Raw genomic sequence first — 19,108 nt, forward strand, 5'->3', positions numbered from 1 at the left:
GTGTGGCGGGTGTGATTAGCTGTGCGAATGAAGAAACCGGGCAGGCCCATGGACTGGGATGGTGCTGTCAACGCATGGCATGTGGCCGGCGGCGTCTACCGCATGGGCCGGCGGGAATGGCTCACCGAGGCCGGCTGGCGGCAGGCGTACGACGACGGCATCCGCACGGTGATTGACCTCCGCAACGCGGCGGAGGCGCAGCGCCGGGACACGGATCCCGTGGTGGGCGGGGCAGCCTGGTCCGGGATGGTGGTGGTTTCAGCGCCGACCGAGGAGCCGGGCCACCCCCGCTTTACCGCGGTGACCGGCCCCTACCTCAATGATCCGGCCCATTACCCGGAGAACGCGCGGCTGTTCCCGGACAAGCTGGTGGGCGTCTTCCGCGAACTTGCGGCAGCCTCTGCCCGCGGTGCCGTGGTGCTGCACTGCGCGGCGGGGCGGGACCGCAGCGGCATGGTGGCGGCCATGGTCCAGGACCTCGCCGGGGACTCCGGGCAGGACATCGCCGACGGCTACCGGCGTGCAGCCCGCGGCATTAACGAGCGCTACCGCACCCACGGCCCGCCCCATGCGCGGGAACGCTACCTCAGCGAGGCGGAGCTGGTCCCGCTGCTCGAAGCACGCGGGGAGGCCGTGGCGGAATTCGTGCGGAGCCTGGATACCCGCGCGTTCCTGCTGGACAACGGCCTCAGTGCCGCTGAGCTGAACGCCGTGCTGGCCCTGTGCGGAGCGGGGGTGGCCCGGTGACCGGGCAGGTACTCCGCCGGGTCCTTTCCCTGGGCGCAGCTGCGGGAATCCTCGCAACCTCCGCTGTTGCTGCTGCCCCGGGCTGGGCGGACACTGAAATTCCTCCGGCGGAGGGGGCTGTTGGTGGCCTGGGCTCTTCATCCCTGTCCGACGCTGCCCTTGCCGATGCCGTGCAGCGGGACCTTGGCTTGACCCCGGAACAGTTTGCTGCGGCAGGGGAACTTGGTTCCCGCGCCGCAGCCGCCGCCGGGCAGCTCCGGACTGTTCCCGGCTATGCGGGCACCCGCCTGCAGGATGGGCGGATCGTGGTGTCCGGAACGGGTGCCGAGCTCCAGGACGCGGTGGCTGCGCTCGCCGCCGGCATCCCTGGCCTTGTTGTTGAGGCGCCGGCCGGCGCCGTGGTGCCCGCTTCGCCGGACCCTGTTGCCCCGGACCCCGGTGCCGAGCTGGCGCTGAGCACCAAACAGCTGTTCCAGGCGTACGTGGCTGAGGTGGGGCTCCACGGACTGCAGGCGGTGGTCACCTCAGGAGGAAAGTTCGTCATCCGGACCGGTGGCGTCGGCGCTTTGGAAGCGGCCCCGGAAAGGGCCCCGCACGGCGCTGATGAGCAGTCCGCCGGGAACCCAGGCGCCCTTGCTGCCGGGCCGGATGGTCAGGCTACTGACGCCGCGGACTCCGTAGGTGTGGGCACCGGCAGGAAATCGCCGGCGGAATTTGTTGCCCGGTTCGCCAACGTGGAGCTCGACGACGGCACTCCGCTGGCGCCGGAAGAGGACCTCCGCGGGGGAGTCGGGTACATCGCGGACACGGGCTGGATCTGTTCCACGGGCTTTTCGGCGTTTGGCCCGTCCGGCCTGCCGGCCGTCCTTACGGCAGGCCACTGTGCTTCTGACGGGGCAGCGGAAACCGCAGAGCTCGAATTCCAGTTCAACCGGACAGGGCCGCTCGGGAAGTTCGGTTTCAGCCAGTTCGGCGGCCCGGGCAACAGCCCGGTCCTGCGGCCCGGGAGCGTGAACGACCCGCTGCAGCCGGGCGATCCGGGAAACGTGGGAACCGATATTGCTGTGGTCGAGTCCCTCCGCGCGGACCTTGACCCGCTGCCGGCCGCGAGCACCTGGGGGGACGTGTCCCAGCCGGAACCCGAGGTCAAGATCATCGGCACGGCCGAGCCCGTTGCGGGGATGCCGGTCTGCCGTTCGGGGCGGACTTCGGCCTGGTCCTGCGGCAGGGTGGACGCCGTGGGGATCTTTGTGGTTCCCGGGCCCGGCTACGCTGCGGACCCCAACGACCTGCGGGCGTTCAACGGATTCCTGTCCTATGGCGTCCAGTCCAGCGGCGGCGATTCCGGCGGCCCCTATCTCAGCGGCAACTACGCCGTGGGCACCCACGCTGCCGGAGACACCCCTGACGAACAGGGCAACGTGGTGGAGAATTTCGCGGTGGGGGCCACCCTGGCGGACAGCCTGGCCGTGCTGCCCGGCTACCAGCTGGAACTCTTCCTCAACAGGCCTGCAGTGTCCTCTCCCGCGCCCGGCGCCACCTATGAACCGGGGCAGGCCATCAGCGGCACAGTTTCGGCAGCCCCTGCCACCGCCGTCGCTGAGGGCTCCAGCGTCCGGATCACCATCCCGGGACAGGACGCTTTCGACGTCCCGGTCAACGCCGACGGGACCTGGAGCTTCCCGGCGCCGGAGGGCAAGGATGCACTCCGGTTTACCGCGGAGACTGTGAACGGTTTCAGTGCCTCCGGCGCTGCGGACTTTGAGTTCGCCCCCGCTGTCCCGGCCGGACCGGATCCAACTGAACCTGCTCCGCCGGCGCAGCCGGCTCCGGAAGAGCCCCCGGCAAGCCCGGCGCCTGTACCAGCTGACCCGGCCCCGGCTGACCTGGCCCCGTCCCCGGCGAGTTCCAAGCCGCCTGGCCAGGACGCCGTCGTCGTACCTTCGCCTGCAGCCACCCCGCCTGCTGCCACCCCTCCCGCTGACCCGCCAGGCGGCTACGCCCAGGACCGTGACAGCAGGGGCCTGGCGTATACCGGTGCCGGCGTGCTTCCCGCAGCGGGTGCTGCTGCGGGGGCGATCGCCGTCGGAACGCTGTTGACGGCACTCGTCCGCCGCCGGAGGCAGAACACCCCCGGATGACCCATCACCCAGTAAGGTCAGAGCCAGCGCATAACATCGCCGTCTGACAGATCAACGGGCTTATTTGTGGCGCCGCATCAGCAGGTTGGTGATGCGGAGGGTGCAGAGCCGCTGACCGGCCTCGTTGGTGATGAGCACCTCGTGGGTGGTGAGTGTGCCCCCCAGGTGGATGGGTGTGGCCGTGATGGTGATCTGCCCTTCCCTTGCTGAGCGGTGGTGGGTGGCCGAGACATCCACGCCCACGGCCGTTTTGCCCAGCGTGCTCGCATGGATCACGGCCGCCCAGGAACCCACCGCTTCACCCACGGCCAGGGACGCCCCGCCGTGAAGCAGCCCGAAAGACTGCCTGTTCCCCTCCACAGGCATGGTGGCCACCACGCGCTGGACGGACTCCTCGACGATCTTGACGCCCATCTTCTCGTCCAGTTCGCCGAGGGTGATCTTCCACAGCTCCTTGTCGCCGCCGGGGTGGCCCTCCGCTGCTGCATCTTTCGGTGATGGCGTGCTCATATGTTCTCCTTCTGCGCGGCTGGCATTACTGTACGCGGCTTCCACTGTGCACCGGACTCCTAGTGTGCAGCGGGGCACATTCATGTATGGTAAATATATTACCGAACGGACGGTCAGTAATCTTTGGCCGCTTCTGTCTGCCCCTTTGTTGGAAGGACCCGTCAACGATGACAACCACAGCCACAGCTCCCCAGGCCACGGTGGACACCGTGGAGACAGTGCCCAGCTTCATCATGGATTCGTGGTGGACGCCCGACGCCGGAGCGGCAGCTTCCGCAACGCCCGTCCGGGACGCGAGCACCGGGGAAGTCCTGGCCAAGGTGAGCACGGAGGGGCTGGACCTGGCCGCCGTCGTTGATTACGGCCGCACCACGGGCCAGCAGGAACTCGGCGGGTTTACCTTCCACCAGCGCGCCCTCAAGCTCAAGGAGCTGGCGCAGTACCTCAATGCCCGGCGCGAGCACTTCTACGCCTTCTCTGCCCAGACCGGAGCCACGAAGGTGGACTCGATGATTGATATCGACGGCGGCATCGGGGTCCTTTTCACGTTCGGGTCCAAGGGCCGCCGCGAGCTTCCCAACTCCCAGGTGGTGGTGGACGGGCCCATGGAGGTGCTGTCCAAGGACGGCTCCTTCGCCGGTGAGCACATCTACACCCGCATCCCGGGCGTGGCAGTACAGATCAACGCCTTCAATTTCCCCGTCTGGGGCATGCTGGAGAAGTTCGCCCCGGCGTTCCTCGCGGGCGTTCCCACCATCGTCAAGCCCGCCACTCCCACCGGGTACGTGGCGGCTGCGGTGGTCAAGGCCATCGTTGAATCGAACATCCTCCCCAAGGGCTCGCTGCAGCTCATTTCCGGCTCCGTGCGCGGCCTGCTGGACGTCCTGGACTACCGCGACCTGGTGGCCTTCACCGGCTCCGCGTCCACGGCCCTGTCCCTGAAGTCGCACCCCAATGTGGTGCAGGGCGGTGTCCGCTTCACGTCCGAGACCGACTCCCTCAACGCCGCCATCCTTGGTCCGGATGCCGTGGAGGGAACCCCAGAGTTCGATGCCTTCGTGAAATCCGTGGTCACGGAGATGACGGCGAAGGCGGGCCAGAAATGCACAGCTATCCGCCGCGCCCTGGTGCCGGCGGAGATGGTTCCCGCCGTATCTGCGGCCATCGGCAAGCGGATCCAGGAGCGCGTGGTCCTGGGTGACCCGCGTGCGGACGGGGTCACCATGGGAGCGCTCGCCTCCGTGGAGCAGCTTGAGGACGTGCGTGCGGCCGTCCAGTCAATGCTCGACGCCGGCGGTGAGCTTGCGTACGGAACGCTCGATTCGCCGTCGGTCACGTCCGCGGACGGTTCCATGGGCGTGGTGGACGGTGGCGCGTTCATGGCGCCCGTGCTGCTGAACTGGCAGGACCCCGAGGCGGAGGAAGTCCACTCCCTCGAGGCCTTCGGCCCCGTATCCTCGGTCATCGGCTACAAGGACCTTGCCGATGCCGTCCGCCTCGCCGCCCGCGGCGGCGGCTCCCTGGTGGCCTCGGTGTGCACCAATGATCCGTCCGTGGCCCGCGAACTGGTGACCGGCATCGCCGCCCATCACGGCCGCGTGCTGATGCTCAACCGCGAGGACGCCCGTTCGTCGACGGGCCACGGCTCGCCCGTGCCGCACCTGGTCCACGGCGGGCCCGGGCGGGCCGGCGGCGGTGAGGAGCTCGGCGGTATCCGTTCGGTGATGCACCACATGCAGCGCACCGCCATCCAGGGCTCACCAAACATGCTTACCGCCGTCACGGGCGTGTGGCATGCCGGTGCCAGCCGGAACTTCACGGTTGAGACGGAGGGGACGCACCCGTTCCGGAAGTCCCTGGAGACGTTGCGGATCGGCGACGCCGTCCGGTCCGACCTGCGGCAGGTCACCCTGGAGGACATCACCGCCTTTGCAAACTCCACCGGTGACACCTTCTACGCCCACACCAACCACGAGGCCGCGGAGGCCAACCCGTTCTTCCCGGGAATCGTGGCGCACGGCTACCTCCTGCTGGCCTGGGGTGCGGGCCTGTTCGTGGAGCCTGCTCCGGGCCCGGTGCTGGCCAACTACGGCCTGGAAAACCTGCGGTTCATCACCCCCGTTGCGGCGGGTGACTCCATCCGGGTGACGCTCACGGCCAAGAAGATCACCCCGCGCGAGACCGACGAATACGGCGAGGTGGCCTGGGATGCCGTCCTGACCAACCAGAACGACGAGATCGTGGCCACCTACGATGTCCTCACCCTCGTAGCCAAATAACCCGGGCACGCTCACTCACTTAACGTGCGTTTTGGCGTGACGCTCTCTCACTTAACGTGCGTTTTTCCCTAACGCTCGCTCACTCTCATAAGGAAAGTGAGCGAGCGTTCGGGGTTTTCCGGCATCGAGTGAGAGAGCGTTGGGGGTTTTCCCGCATGGAGTGATAGAGCGTTCGTCCTGGACCGGGCCGGGCAGTGGACAGATCTTTTGGGCGGGCGGAAGCGTAAAATTCTGTGTGTCCACGAAAGGCTCGGCATCCAGGCTGAGTACGAGCTGTAGCCAGGCGGAGAAGTCCGCAAAACACAGGAGGGGCGTCCCGGTTGACCGGGACGCCCCTCCTGTTGTGCCGCCGAAAAATCAGGACTCGGCGCCGCCGTGCAGGCTGTCGTCGCTGCTGTCATCCTCGCGGCCGGTGCCGTGGCCGCTTTCGCTCTGGTCCGAGAGGTCCATGTTGCCCCGGGCCTCGTCCATCGTGGGGCCGCCGGAGGGGACGCTGTAGGTGTCCGGGCGGATGCCGTGCGACTGTTCCTCGATCAGTGCCTGCTCTTCGCTGAAGCGGATCACATTGGCTTCGTCGCCGGCGTCGCCGGGAATGTCCTCACGGACCTTCGAGGGGTCCGGAATGATGTATCCGGCGTCTGCTTCGTCTTTGGGGTGGCTCATTTTCTTACCTTCCTATCGGGTGTTACTTGTGGGCCGCGCGATCAGGTCCGCCTTGAGGTCAAGGCTCTGGTCCTGCCGCTTGACCTTGAAGCCTACGGTATCGCCGGGGTTGCGGTTCCGGAGTTCCGCCAGGAGCTTCTCCGGTGCGTTGAGGTCCACGCCTTCCACGGATTCCAGGACGTCACCGGGGCGGATGCCTGCGCGTCCGGCCGGGCCGTCCTCGTCCACTGCCAGAACCACGACGCCGGCGCTTGCGTCAATGCCCAGCTGTCCGGCGATCTGCGGCGTCAGTTCGCCCGGGGTGAGGCCCAGGTAGGCGTGCTCGGCGGTGCCGTCCGCCAGCAGTTCCTCGGCCACCTCCACGGCGGTCGCGGCCGGGATCGCGAACCCGAGGGCCACGGCCCCCGCGGACGGAGGAATGTAGGCTTCGCTGATGCCGATGATTTCCCCGCGCAGGTTGATGACGGCCCCGCCGGAGTTGCCCGGGCTGATGGGGGCGTCTGTCTGGATCAGGTCCACCAGGGACAGGCTGTTGGAGGCCGAACCCGGAATGGACCGGTGCAGCCCCGAGATGATTCCGGCGGTTGCCGTGTTCTCGAAGCCAAGCGGCGAGCCGAGCACTACAGCTCCTTCGCCCACCCGCGGCAGGTCTGTCTGGTACACGGGTTTGGGCAGCCCGGTCCGGTTGGCCTGCACCAGGGCGAGGTCCGTCACGGGGTCGGTGGCCTTGACGGTTCCCTCCACCCGCTGGCCGTCGGCGAAGGCGACCTCAACGCGGGTGTTGCCCCGGACCACGTGCTCGTTCGTGAGGATCAGGCCGTCCTCGGAGTAGACCACGCCGCTGCCCAGGCCGCCCTCCGTAAAGATGGTGACCACGGACGGAGCAAGGTTCTCCACCAGCTGGGGGATATCGCCCTCCGCAGCCGGCGCGGGGGCCGGAGCAGCCGTGCGGTCAGGCGTGGTCGAGGACGTCGGGCCGGATGTGGAGGTGCTGCTGGGTTCCGGGGAGGGAGTGGAGCCGGTGCAGGCGGTGAGGGCCAGGGACGCCGTGAGGAGCGCTGCTCCCGCCGCTGACCGGAAGCGGGCCGGGCGCGGCACGGCCAGGCGGGTGACGGTGTTCATGGACGGCCTCCTCCGGGTCCTGGCTGGCTTTCTACCACCGTAGCCGGGGATCGAAGAAAATACCAAGCACCCTTAGTATTTGGCTCAGTGCTGGGCGGAGTGCAGTCCGTCGAACGCCATGGTGATCACGTCATCGGCGAGGCGTTGGGGGGAGAGGGGCCCGCCCGGCTTGTACCATTCCACGATCGAGTTGATCATGCCGAACAGCAGCCTGGTGACGGTCCGCGGATCGATGTCCTGGCGCAGCGAGCCTTCGTCGCGTGCCGCGGAGATCAGTCCGGCCACCTTGTGGTCGAAGGCGCGGCGGCGCTCCAGGGCGTCGCGTTCGATCTCGGTGTTGCCCCGCAGGCGCAGGAGCAGTGTGACGAACGGCAGCCGGTCCACCAGGACGGCCACGGTTTCCCGGAGCACAAACTCGAGGCGGGCATCGGCCGCACCGGATGTGGCTGCGGGTTCTTCCAGGATGGCCTCAAGCCCGCCGAGCGCGTGCTCAAGCGCGAGCTTCAGGAGGTCGCCCTTGGATGGCACATGGTGGTAGATGGCGGACTTGGAGATGCCCAGGTTGTCCGCAAGGATCCCCATGGACGTGGCGTCGTAACCGTGCCGGTTGAAGACGTCGACGGCGATGCGCAGCACCGACTGCTGGTCGTATCCGGGGCGGCCGCGCTTGGCGGTGCTGGCTGTCTCAGTGCTGCTGGGCATAGTGGCTAGTTTCTCATGAACGGTCGGTAGGGTGGCGCAGCCCGGAGCCTGCGCCACCGCTGAATTTCCCTACGCCTTGGGGCGCATGTCGTAGATCCGGCGCAGCTTGCCGTTGGACCGCTCCAGCGAGCCCGGCTCCACCACGGCCACCGTGCACGAAGAACCCACGTGGATCTTGATCTGCTCCTTCAAGGCGCGCGCCGCCGTCGTGCTCTGCTCAATGGTGACGGTCTCCCGGCGCTCGATCTTCACCGTCATCTGGTCCATCCGCTGGCCCTCGGGGCGGGTGAGCTCGAGCTGGAAGTGTGGACTGAGCTCGGGAATGCGGAGGGCGATCTCCTCGATCTGGGACGGGAAGACGTTCACACCGCGGAGGATGATCATGTCATCGCTGCGGCCGGTGATGCGTCCCATCCGGCGGTGCGCGGGGCGGGCCGTGCCGGGGAGCAGGCGGGTGAGGTCCTTGGTGCGGTACCGGATGATGGGCAGCGCTTCCTTGGTCAGGGACGTGAACACCAGTTCGCCGTGTTCGCCGTCGCGCAGCACGTTCTCCTTGCCCACCACCGGGTTGAAGGCGTCGATGATTTCGGGGCGGAAGTGGTCCTCCCAGATGTGGCTGCCGTCCTGGGTCTCCACGGCCTCGCCGGCCACGCCGGGACCCATGACCTCGGAGAGCCCGTAGATGTCGCAGGCCTTGATGTTCATGGTGACCTCAAGCTCGTGCCGCATCTCCTCCGTCCACGGCTCGGCGCCCAGCACTGCGTACTTGAGGGACGTGGATGCAGGATCGATGCCCATGTGCGCCATGGCGTCCGCGATGGTGAGCAGGTACGTGGGGGTGGCCAGGATGGCATCCGGCTTGAAGTCCTGGATCAGCTGGATCTGGCGTTCGGTCTGCCCGCCGGAGATGGGGATGACCGTGCAGCCCAGGGCTTCGGCGCCGGCGTGCGCGCCCAGGCCGCCGGTGAACAGGCCGTAGCCGTAGGCGTTGTGGACCTTCATGCCGGGGCGGATGCCGGAGGCGCGGAAGCTGCGGGCCACCAGTTTTGCCCAGTCCGCCAGGTCCTTTTTGGTGTACCCGACGACGGTGGGCCGGCCCGTAGTGCCCGAGCTGGCGTGCACGCGGGCCACTTCGTTCTGGGGGACGGCGAACATGCCGAACGGGTATTCCTCGCGCAGGTCGTCCTTCGTGGTGAAGGGGAAGTTGCCCAGGTCGCTGAGTTCGCGGAGGTCGTTCGGGTGGACGCCGGCGTCGTCGAACTTGCGCTTGTACAGGGGCACGCGCTCGTACGCGTAGGCAACGGTGTGTTGCAGGCGGCTGAGCTGCAGGGCTTCGAGCTCGTCGCGGGACATGGTCTCCTCGCGGTCCAGGATGACGTTAGTGCCGGCGGCCGTTGCTGCGGCAGCGGCGGGGGTTTCGGGGGCATGCAGGGTCATGGTTTTCCTACTTCTTGGGGATGGTGCGGCTGCGTCCGCGAAACTCGGCAATGAGCTCACCGGGCTGGGCTGAACTGGGCTGGGCAGTATTGGGCTGGGCGGGGGTGGGCCGGCCCGCTGGCGGCTGGGCCGAGGTGGCTGGCGCGGCGCCAGGCTGGGCATCCGTGGCGAAAATCTGGATGTCATACAGGCCGCTGCGTCCGGCGCTGGAGCGGCGGTCCGCCACCGCGGTCAGTACCTGGCCGCGGAAGGCCGGTTTGAGGAAGTTGATGTCGACGCCGGAGGCCACAGTGATGCTGTTTTCCTCCCCGGGTGCCTGGACGGCAGGGTTGCAGGCGAGGGCGAAGGCAGTGTCGCCGAAGGCGAAGATCATTCCGCCGTGGGCCATGCCGAAGCCGTTGAGCATTTCCTGCCGGAGGGTCATCCGGATGGTTGCGTGGCCGTCGCTGATGGCGAGGACTTCGATGCCCATCCACTCGGAGGCGTAGTCGTTCTCCAGGATCTGGTGTGTGGGCCCGGAAAGGGTGGTTTCAGCCATGCGTCATTGCCTCCAGCTTTATTTACCGAATGTTCATTAGGTAATCCCATGGAGGGGTCCGGTGTCAAGGGCCGGGGCGTCTGCGGCCGCCGCTCCAGCCCGGTTTTCCGGCGCCAGACCCGCTTTCTGGCGGCTACCTCCGCGCGGGCCGGTCCAAAACCGGGCTGGAATGTACGTCGGCGGCCCGCATGTCCCCGCGAGGTGGCACTTGACGGCAGTCCCGGCGGCGGACATTGCTGTGAAGTGCCATCTCGCGGGGAGGGAAGTGCAAGGATGGAGGGACACCAGCACAGCAAAGGGCGGACCATGGCCAAAGGCATCTACGTCAGCGCAACCACCCCCGGATCGGGCAAGTCACTTGTGGCCCTGGGTCTGGCGGACACCCTCCACCGGCACGCGGACAGGATCGGCTTCTTCAAGCCCGTGGTCCATGGCCCGGACGCCGCGGCCGATCCCATGGTCGCGCTGATGAAGTCCCGCTTCGCACTGGAGGACGAGCGCTGCCGCGGCGGCCTCACCCACGAGGAAGTCCGGTCCCTGCTGGCCGAGGGGAACCGGGCCGAGATAGATGCCCGCTGCGTGGAAATCTTCGCCGAGATCTCACGGCACTGCGATGTGGTGATCGTGGAGGGGACGGACCTGGTGGGCCAGGACTCCGCCGTCGAATTCGACCTCAACGCCCGCCTGGCCAACAACTTGGCCGCCCCCATTGTTGCGGTGGTGGGCGCTAAGGGAAGGACCGTCGCCGAGGCCGCGGCTGCCGTCGAGGTTGCCCGGAAGGAACTCGCCGCCGAGCGGTGCACCCTGCTGGCCATCATGGTGAACCGCGCGGATCCGGAGGACCTGGACGCGATCGCCGCCGCGGTAAAGCCCGGGGCCTCCAAGCGGCCGGTGTACATCCTGCCCGAACTTGAGGCGATCGCACGGCCCACCACCGGCGAGGTTGCCGCGGCGCTGGGCGTACGCCAGATCGCCGGGCGGCCGGACATGGAACGCGACGTGAAGGACATCAAGGTGGCTGCCATGAACGTGGGCAACTTCCTGAACGTGCTGGACGACGGCGCCCTGGTGATCGTCCCCGGCGACCGGGCGGACGTGATGGTGGCATGCCTGGCGGCGTCCTTCTCGCCCGAATTCCCGGTGGCCTCCGCCCTCATCCTGACCGGCGGGCTCGCCCCGGATGCCAATATCTACCCGCTCCTGGCGCAGGCCCCGTTCCCCGTGTTCGCCGCCAGGGAGGACACTTACACCACGGCCCGCCGGGTTTCCGAGGTCCGCAGCGAGATCTGGTCCGGGCACCGCCGCAAGGTGGCGTCCGCCCTGGGCCTCTGGTCCCGCCGGGTGGATGAGACCGAACTGGTGGAGCGGCTGCACCTGCCCCGGGCCGAGCGGATGACGCCCCTGCGCTTCCTGCACGACCTCATTGAACGCGCCAGGTCCCAGCGCCGCCACGTGGTGCTGCCGGAAGGGACCGACGTGCGGATCCTCCGGGCTGCCGAGATCCTGCACCGCCGCGACGTCTGTGACCTCACCGTGCTGGGCCCCGAGTCGGAAGTCCGCGAACTGGCGGCCGCCCGGGGCATCGACCTCTCCGGCATCAACATCGTGGACCCGGCCACCTCGGACCTGCGCCAGAAGTTTGCCGAGAAGTACGCGGAACTGCGGGCGCACAAGGGTGTGGACGTGGCGAAGGCGCTGGAAATCATGCAGGACGTCAGCTACTTCGGCACCATGATGGTCCAGCTCGGCGTGGTGGACGGCATGGTGTCCGGTGCGGCCCACACCACCGCCCACACCATCCGGCCGGCGCTGGAGTTCGTGAAGACGCGCGAAGGCGTGAAGATCGTGTCCTCGGTGTTCCTGATGCTCATGCCGGACCGGGTGCTGGTTTACGGCGACTGCGCCGTGAACCCGGACCCGAACGTTGAGCAGCTGGCGGACATCGCGCTGGCTTCGGCCGAGACCGCGGCGCAGTTCGGGGTGGATCCGCGGGTGGCCATGCTGTCCTACTCAACCGGCGGATCGGGCTCGGGGGAGGCAGTGGACGAAGTGCGGCAGGCCACCGAGCTGGTCCGTGAGCGCCGTCCGGACCTCGCCGTCGAAGGCCCCATCCAGTACGACGCCGCCGTGGACGCCTCCATTGCCGAGTCCAAAATGCCGGGATCCTCGGTGGCTGGGCAGGCCACCGTGTTCATCTTCCCGGACCTCAACACCGGCAACAACACGTACAAGGCGGTGCAGCAGAGCTCCGGGGCGGTGGCCGTCGGTCCGGTCCTGCAGGGGCTGCGGAAGCCGGTCAACGACCTCTCCCGCGGCTGCACCGTTGAGGACATCGTGAACACGGTGGCCATCACGGCCATCCAGGCGCAGGCGCCCGCCACGGCTTAAACGTCCGACGGCGGCACCTGCCCAGGTGCCGCCGTCGTCCTTGCCTGCGCGGTGAATTGTCAGCTGTTGTCCGGCTTGGCCAGGCTGGCCGGGTCCTCCTGCTTGGCAGGCTCATCGGAGAGGCCCTGCGGGGTGAGGTCCAGGTCCTCGGTGTTCTCGGGGGCTTCGGGTGCCTCGCCGGTCTCCCCGGCCTTCAGGGCGCCGGTGTCGTCCAGGGCGGGGTTGGCACCTTCCACGCCCGTGGGGTCCTTCTTCCCGGAACCGGTATCCGAATCCGCCTGCGGGTCCAGGGGTGCCGTGCTGCTGGATCCGGTGTTGGTGGGGTCGTTCTCGTCGATCGAATTCGGCTCGTTCGTCATGGAAGTGTCCTCTCGGGCGTGGTCCAGCTCGTGTTGCCGACTCTAGGCGCCGACGGCGCCTGTCCGCAAGAAACCCGCACCCAGGCCCGCCTATAGTGGGGTTTGAACCGCAGAAGCAAGGCTCAGGAGGCCCCACATGCTCGTGCTCGTCATCAACTCCGGCTCGTCCTCGCTCAAGTACCAGGTGCGCGACGTCGCCGCCGGGAGCGTCCTGACCGAGGGGCTGATCGAGAAGATCGGCATGGGCAACGGCGGCGACGGCGACGGCGAGATCGAGGGCCCGCGGGACCACGCCGAGGCGCTGGAGCAGGTGGACGCCGCCATCCACCAGGAACTTGGGGGCCTGGAGCTGGCCGCGGTGGGCCACCGGGTGGTGCATGGCGGGGAGCGTTTCGCGGAGCCTGTACTGATCGACAATGAGATCACCCGCGCCATCGAGCGGCTCAACCCGCTGGCGCCGCTGCACAATCCGGCCAACGTCCTGGGGATCCGTGCCATCACCAAAAAGTGGCCGGACATGCCGCAGGTTGCCGTGTTCGACACCGCCTTCCACCGCACGCTGCCCGAGCACGCCTGGCGCTACGCCGTCCCGGACGAGCTGTACACCAACCACGGCATCCGCCGCTACGGCTTTCACGGCACCTCGCACGAGTACGTGACCCGGCGCGCCGCCGCGCTGCTGGACCTGCCCGTCGAAGAGTTCGACGGCGTCATCGCCCACCTGGGCAACGGCGCCTCGGTCACGGCCATCCGGGGCGGCCACTCGGTGGACACCTCCATGGGCTTCACGCCGCTTGAGGGCCTGGTGATGGGAACCCGCTCGGGCGACCTGGACCCCTCCATCCTGGTGTTCCTGGGCCGGGCGGGCTGGACCCCTGAGGACCTGGACACCATGCTCAACCGGGAGTCCGGGCTCAAGGGCCTGGCCGGCAACAATGACATGCGCTCGGTGGTGGAGGCCTCCGAGTCCGGTGACGCCAAGGCCGCCACGGCACTCGCCGTCACGTCCTACCGGCTGGCCAAGTACATCGGGGGATACCACGTGGCCGTGGGCGGGGCGAAGGCCCTGGTGTTCACCGCCGGCATCGGCGAGAACTCGCACCAGTTCCGTGCGCTGGTGGCGGACCGGCTGGGCGCGCTGGGCGTAGAGCTCGACGCCGGCCTGAACGCGGAGCGGTCCAAGGAACCGCGCGTCATTTCCACGGCGGGCTCCGCCATCCCCGTCCTGGTGGTTCCCACCGACGAGGAGCGCGCCATCGCGGAGGCGACGGCCGCCGTCGTCAGCGGTTAAAACCCGCCCCGGGCCGGAGTTTTTGTCCAGATATGCAGACCTAACCCGCCTGGAAGCCTGCGTATCTGGACAAAAACTCCACCAGAATCGAAGCTTACGCCCGGCCCTTGAGGATCAGGTTCCAGTAGACCTGCGGGAAGATGTCCCGGTCCACCACCCAGGACAGCTTGCTCTCGTTCCACGTGGGCACCCGGGGAATGGTGGGCATGGGCCGGTAGCGGTCGTCGAATTCGGCGAACACCACGGTGTCCCGCGACACCGTGAACGGGCACACGGAGTAGCCGTTGTACTTCGCGTGCAGTGGCTTCCCCTTCCGGGCGGAGACCAGGTTATGGGCCAGCACTTTGGTCTGTTTCCGGAGGGCGCCGCCGGATTTTGAGTTGGTGGTCCCTGCCGCGTCCCCCAGGGACCAGACGTTCGGGAACCGGATGTGGCGGAGCGTCTGGCGGTCCACCTCGACAAACCCGCCGGCGTCCCCGGCGGCAGGCAGGTCCGTGGCCTTGAGCCAGTCCGGTGCCGACTGCGGCGGAACAGCGTTCAGCGCGTCGTAGTGGATGGTGTCCTCGGCGCCCGTGGAGATGTCCCGAATGGTGGCGTTCCTGCCCGCCGCGTCCACAGATACCAGTTCGCTGTTGGTCCGCAGTTCAATCCCGTACTCAGCGATCTTGCGGTCAAGTTCCCGGTCTATCTCTGGAACCCCGAAAACTGTGGGGTAGGGCTGGACCATCACCACGCGGATCTGGTCCAGCACGCCCTGTTTCCGCCAGTAGTCGCAGGCAAGGTACATGGGCTTCTGGCTGGCGCCGCCGCATTTGATGGGGCCGGCGGGCATGGTGAACACGGCGGTTCCGGACGTGAGACCGCTCAGCAGGGTCCAGGCCTTGGGTGCCAGCTCGAACTCGTAATGCGACGCTCCATGCTGCGAATGCACGGCCTCGGCCATGCCCGGCACGCCGTCCCAGTCGTACTGCAGGCCGGGGCATACCACCAACTGCCCGTAGGACACGGACGAGCCCGAGGCCAGGCTGACGGTGTTCGTGTCCGTGTCCACGTCCACGGCGCCGTCATGAATCCATGTCACGCCCTGGGGCATCACCGACTCCTGGGAGCGGATGGCCTCCTGGGCCTGCGCCCGGCCGCCGGCAATGTGGGAGAACAGCGGCTGGTAGAGGTGGTGGTCCCTGGGCTCGATGACGGCCACGTCCTTGACCCCGTAGCGTTCCAGGCGGGCTGCCAGGGATACGCCGGCGTTGCCCCCGCCGATGATCACCACTTCATGCTGGGCGGCCACAGCGCTACTTCTTTTCGGTCAGGGCGGACGCCTTGTGCGCGGCCCGGGCGCCGGTCTTGGCGGATTCCACAACGTACTGCGGCTCGTCCTCGCTGGCACGGTGCGTGTGTCCGTCCAGCTCGAAGTCGCTGGTCTTCTTCTCAACGATTTTTCCGTGGGTCATGCCCTGCGACGTGTTCCATTCGACGGAAGTTCCCTTGCGTAGCGGCATGACTGCTCCTTTGGTGGGGTCCGGGCCGTGGCGGTCTCCGGTGGGAATACGGATGCTCCACAATAGTAAGCACGGTTAGCTTTTCCGGGTACTGCCGCGGCCTGAAGGTGGGCGGACGACGGCGGGAGGCTGCCGCCGTCGTCACCTCACCTGCGTGCGAGGTAGCGGGCTGCCGCCCCGGCGGTCCTGTTGCACAGCGCCCAATAGGCTACCCCGGCAGCCAGCGAGGCTGCCACGGCCAGGGGAACGCTGATGCCGGTGAGCAGGGGGTAGACCAGCCAGTGCACCAGGTAGATATGCATCGAGGCGCTGGCCAGCAGGACCGCCAGGCGGCTCATGGCGCGGGGCACCGGAAGGGTGGGCAGCCAGGCGAGCATCAGGATCCCGGCCATCACGGTGAGGCCCCGGTAGGGGTTCTCGAAGAACCCCGGGACGGTAAGGACCGTGAGGGCGGTGACCACGCAACGCTGGGCAAGGGTGCGGGAGCGGGCCACCGCCCAGCCCAGGGCGAACAGCCACAGGGCCGGGACGGTATGGGGTATGCCCGGCTCGACAAGCTCAAAGCGGGTGAGCAGTCCGGCGCCGAACAGGACCAGCGGGAAGACGAACGGGAACCTGCGTTCAGCACGGTGGAGCCAGGGGACGCTGAGCAGGGCCGTCATTGCCAGCAGGATGTAGACCATCACCTCGATGAACCAGAAATGCCACTGCGTGGTCACCTGCTCCGGGCCGAGGACGGCGTTCAGGAGCACGATGTTAACCAGGCCGTACCGGTCCGTCACCAGGTAGGCGAAGGCTATGAACACCATGCTGGGAACCGCGATCCGGGCCACGCTGGTGAGCTGGCGCCGCAGGCGGGGCAGCCTGTCGCCGGAGAGCTGGAAGCGGGCGAAGTTGAATCCTGCCGCGGCGAACAGCACGTGCGCCATGCCCTGCCAGCTGAACAGGCCGATGTGGGTGCCGGCAATGAGGAAGATCCCCACGGCGCGGAGGACGAGGCTGGTGTCCATCGGGGCCAGCAGCCTGGCCGTCCACGCGCGGCCCGGATTTCCACCAAGGCGCCCGCCCGGATGCCCGCCGGCTTCACTGGCGGGATGCCGCTCCCGGCGCCGGTCGGGCCGCCGTTTGAGGTCCCGGACCGGCGTCACGTGCCAGTCCGGCGGCAGGTGGCCCAGCACCTGCTCCAGCCGGACGGAGGCGGCCACGAAGGACAGCGAGTCGCCGCCGAGCGTAACGAACGTGTCGTCGTCGGCAATGTCCGTCAGTTCCAGCGTGTCCTGGAAGATCCGCCTGACAGTGTCTGGCTGTACAGCGCTGCTGTGCCGGGCCGTTCCGCCGGAAACGTCCACCGCGGGCGGGACCGTTGCGGGGTGTTTTGCCGGCAGGGCAGCCACGGCCGGATAGTCCACTTTGCCCGTGCCCAGGCGGGGGAGCTCCTCCACGGCATGGAGGTCGACGGCGGCCCGCGGCAGTCCCAGCCCCTGGGCGAGGACCTTGGTGAGCAGGTGGGTGTCGTGGTCCCCTTCGACGGCGACGACGAGCCGCTGGTCCGTCCCGGCGCTGGCGGCGACCACGCCGAGGTCGGCGAGGAGGCGTTCCACCTGGCCCAGGTCCACCCGCAGCCCCACGATCTTGACGAACCGGCTCCGCCGTCCCGTCACCTCGTAGAGCCCGGCATTGTTCTTCCGGGCCAGGTCGCCGGTGCGCAGCTCGGTCACCGTGCGGCCCAACGCCAGGTCACCCGGGGCCTCCGCGTAGCCCAGCATCACGTTCGGCCCGGTGTACACCAGTTCGCCGTCTGCAAGTCCCGGGACTGGCTCGAGCCGGAAGGCTCCGCCGGGAACGGGAACACCGATGGCACCGGGATGGTCGGTTGCGAGGTCCGGCGGCAGGTAGGCCATGCGGGCGGTGGCTTCTGTCTGCCCGTACATCACGAAGAGGTCCCAGCCCTGCCGGCGGCCCAGTTCGGCGTAGTGCCGTACGGAGTCAGGGGCCAGCCGGCCGCCGGCCTGGGTGACGTAGCGCAGGCTGGGCAGGTCCAGGTCCGCGAAGCCCACGCGTTCCAGCAGTTCGAAGGTGTACGGGACGGCGGCGAACGCCGTGGCCCCCTCCCGCCGGAACAGCTCCCAGAAGCACGGATCGACGACGGACAGCCCAGTGAGAACCAGGCCTGCACCGCGCAGGAGGTGGCTGTTGATGACCGAAAGCCCATAGCAGTAGGACATGGGCAGCGTGGTGGCGGCGCGGTCGTCCCGGGTGATCTGCAGGTAGGTGGCGATGGATTCGGCATTTGCCTGGAGGTTGGCGTGGGAAAGCCTCACCAGCTTGGGGGAGCCGGTGGACCCTGAGGTGCTCAAGAGCAGGGCAAGGTCCGGATGCAGGGTGTGCCGGGTCCCCGGGCGGCGTTCGTCCAAGACACACTGCCCGTTGGCTGAACGCACCACAACGTCCGGATCGTAGGCGGCCACCAGGGAGTCAAGGGCGGCGGGTTTGTCCTCCGGGAGAAGGATCAGCGGGTGGCCGGAGGCGAGGGCTGCCAGGTACGCGACCACGCACTCCACGTCGTTGGAGGCGGCGAGGGCGACGAGGCGCCGTTCGGTGCCCAGCCTTCGGGCGAAGCTGTCCACCCGGTCGGCGAGTTCGCCGTAGGTGAGGGTCAGTCCGTCGGTGATGATGGCAGGCCTGTTTCCGTAGCTCGAAAGATCGGCAGCGAAAGGTACCCGCGCGAAATCAAGCTGCGTGGTCATCCGACGATGGTATTAGCTAAGCCTCACCTAAGTAAAAAGCGCTGTTATAGACCATTGAGTGGAGAAATAATCGGCTGGCCGGCGCCCTCTTGACAGGGTGTGGCGGGCGGTCCACTCTGGCGCTGTGCCTGCCTATCGTGCCGGCAGAGCCGAGCCGGCATCAGGTGCCCTTTGAAGGAGGCTCCAATGCCTGTTGTGGAAGAAAGTGTTGTAGTTACCCGGCCGCCGCAGGAAGTTTTCGACTTCGTGTCGAAGTTCCAGAACGTTGCGGTCTTTGACTCCTCGGTTACCGCCTCGGAACAGGTGGGGGACGGCCCCCTCGGCGTCGGCACCCGCGGCCGCGGCACCAGCAAGGTCATGGGCCGGCAGTTCGACTGGACCGTGGAGGTCATCGAGTTCGATCCGCCCCGGCGCATGGTGTCCCGCTCCGTCGAGGGCAAGCTCGACTTCACCATCACCTTTACCCTTGAACCGGCCGACGGCGGCACCCGCCTCACCCAGCGGATCGACGCCGCGTCCGGCCTGGGCGGCGTCTTCGGCAAGCTGGCAGACCCGCTCGTTGAGCGTGCCCAGGGCCGCACTGTCCGCGCCAACCTTGAAACGCTGGCCGAGTGGCTGGTGGAGCACCCGCAAACCTAAGGTCCGGCAGGCTGAAGCACCGCCAAAGCAAACGTACGACGGC

At 67.8% G+C, this 19,108-nt stretch carries 16 protein-coding genes; 6 read left to right on the forward strand and 10 right to left on the reverse strand.

The genetic code is table 11. The annotated features are described in order from the left end of the window. The first annotated feature begins 27 nt into the window (after positions 1–27). A complete protein-coding gene (locus ACIQF4_RS09705) occupies positions 28–747 on the forward strand; it encodes a tyrosine-protein phosphatase (protein WP_400514838.1) in 720 nt (239 codons plus the stop codon). Further along, a complete protein-coding gene (locus ACIQF4_RS09710; protein ID WP_350002786.1) occupies positions 744–2,888 on the forward strand; it encodes a peptidase in 2,145 nt (714 codons plus the stop codon). The genes ACIQF4_RS09705 and ACIQF4_RS09710 overlap by 4 nt, the downstream gene beginning before the upstream one ends. Before the next feature lie 60 nt (positions 2,889–2,948). Here the strand turns inward: ACIQF4_RS09710 and ACIQF4_RS09715 are convergent, their stop codons facing one another. Further along, on the reverse strand, positions 2,949–3,398 hold the full coding sequence (locus ACIQF4_RS09715) for a hotdog fold thioesterase (RefSeq protein WP_350002784.1): 450 nt from the start codon (positions 3,396–3,398) through the stop codon (positions 2,949–2,951). A gap of 167 nt (positions 3,399–3,565) precedes the next feature. Between ACIQF4_RS09715 and paaZ the strand changes: the two genes are divergently transcribed. Then, the gene (paaZ, locus tag ACIQF4_RS09720) at positions 3,566–5,677 is read left to right on the forward strand and encodes a phenylacetic acid degradation bifunctional protein PaaZ (protein WP_400514837.1); all 2,112 of its coding nucleotides are present in this window, start codon (positions 3,566–3,568) and stop codon (positions 5,675–5,677) included. A 357-nt stretch (positions 5,678–6,034) separates the two neighbouring features. On the opposite strand, the gene ACIQF4_RS09725 is transcribed toward paaZ, so the two are convergent. The 5 genes from ACIQF4_RS09725 to ACIQF4_RS09745 form a co-directional block, all read right to left on the reverse strand. Next, complete coding sequence (locus tag ACIQF4_RS09725) at positions 6,035–6,340, reverse strand: hypothetical protein (RefSeq protein WP_350002780.1); 306 nt, start codon at positions 6,338–6,340, stop codon at positions 6,035–6,037. A 12-nt stretch (positions 6,341–6,352) separates the two neighbouring features. After that, entirely contained in the window at positions 6,353–7,462 is a 1,110-nt protein-coding gene (locus ACIQF4_RS09730) for a S1C family serine protease (protein WP_400514836.1), read from the reverse strand. Positions 7,463–7,546: 84 nt separating this feature from the next. Further along, a complete protein-coding gene (locus tag ACIQF4_RS09735; protein WP_350002777.1) occupies positions 7,547–8,164 on the reverse strand; it encodes a TetR/AcrR family transcriptional regulator in 618 nt (205 codons plus the stop codon). Between the two features lie 69 nt (positions 8,165–8,233). After that, positions 8,234–9,601 carry a phenylacetate--CoA ligase PaaK gene (gene paaK / locus ACIQF4_RS09740; protein ID WP_400514835.1) on the reverse strand — a complete coding sequence of 456 codons (1,368 nt, stop codon included), beginning with the start codon at positions 9,599–9,601 and terminating at the stop codon, positions 8,234–8,236. A gap of 7 nt (positions 9,602–9,608) precedes the next feature. Continuing rightward, positions 9,609–10,139 carry a hotdog fold thioesterase gene (locus ACIQF4_RS09745; RefSeq protein ID WP_400514833.1) on the reverse strand — a complete coding sequence of 177 codons (531 nt, stop codon included), beginning with the start codon at positions 10,137–10,139 and terminating at the stop codon, positions 9,609–9,611. Between the two features lie 306 nt (positions 10,140–10,445). On the opposite strand from ACIQF4_RS09745, the gene pta reads away from it, so the two are divergent. After that, positions 10,446–12,527, forward strand: a complete 2,082-nt coding sequence (gene pta / locus ACIQF4_RS09750; RefSeq protein ID WP_400514832.1) for a phosphate acetyltransferase — start codon at positions 10,446–10,448, stop codon at positions 12,525–12,527. 59 nt (positions 12,528–12,586) lie between these two features. On the opposite strand, the gene ACIQF4_RS09755 is transcribed toward pta, so the two are convergent. Further along, positions 12,587–12,886, reverse strand: coding sequence for a hypothetical protein (locus tag ACIQF4_RS09755; RefSeq protein ID WP_400514830.1), 300 nt, complete (start codon positions 12,884–12,886; stop codon positions 12,587–12,589). 136 nt (positions 12,887–13,022) lie between these two features. Between ACIQF4_RS09755 and ACIQF4_RS09760 the strand changes: the two genes are divergently transcribed. Continuing rightward, the gene (locus tag ACIQF4_RS09760) at positions 13,023–14,177 is read left to right on the forward strand and encodes an acetate kinase (RefSeq protein WP_400514829.1); all 1,155 of its coding nucleotides are present in this window, start codon (positions 13,023–13,025) and stop codon (positions 14,175–14,177) included. A gap of 94 nt (positions 14,178–14,271) precedes the next feature. Here the strand turns inward: ACIQF4_RS09760 and ACIQF4_RS09765 are convergent, their stop codons facing one another. The 3 genes from ACIQF4_RS09765 to ACIQF4_RS09775 form a co-directional block, all read right to left on the reverse strand. Continuing rightward, the gene (locus ACIQF4_RS09765; protein WP_400514828.1) at positions 14,272–15,468 is read right to left on the reverse strand and encodes an NAD(P)/FAD-dependent oxidoreductase; all 1,197 of its coding nucleotides are present in this window, start codon (positions 15,466–15,468) and stop codon (positions 14,272–14,274) included. Between the two features lie 4 nt (positions 15,469–15,472). Continuing rightward, positions 15,473–15,679, reverse strand: a complete 207-nt coding sequence (locus ACIQF4_RS09770; protein ID WP_104184611.1) for a DUF2945 domain-containing protein — start codon at positions 15,677–15,679, stop codon at positions 15,473–15,475. 146 nt (positions 15,680–15,825) lie between these two features. Continuing rightward, positions 15,826–18,426 carry an AMP-binding protein gene (locus ACIQF4_RS09775; protein ID WP_400514826.1) on the reverse strand — a complete coding sequence of 867 codons (2,601 nt, stop codon included), beginning with the start codon at positions 18,424–18,426 and terminating at the stop codon, positions 15,826–15,828. 186 nt (positions 18,427–18,612) lie between these two features. Here ACIQF4_RS09775 and ACIQF4_RS09780 point away from each other — a divergent pair, with 186 nt between their 5' ends. After that, entirely contained in the window at positions 18,613–19,065 is a 453-nt protein-coding gene (locus tag ACIQF4_RS09780; protein ID WP_400514824.1) for an SRPBCC family protein, read from the forward strand. Positions 19,066–19,108 lie beyond the last annotated feature (43 nt).

This window comes from Pseudarthrobacter sp. NPDC092202, assembly GCF_044755505.1.
In the GTDB taxonomy this organism is placed as follows: Bacteria; Actinomycetota; Actinomycetes; order Actinomycetales; family Micrococcaceae; genus Arthrobacter.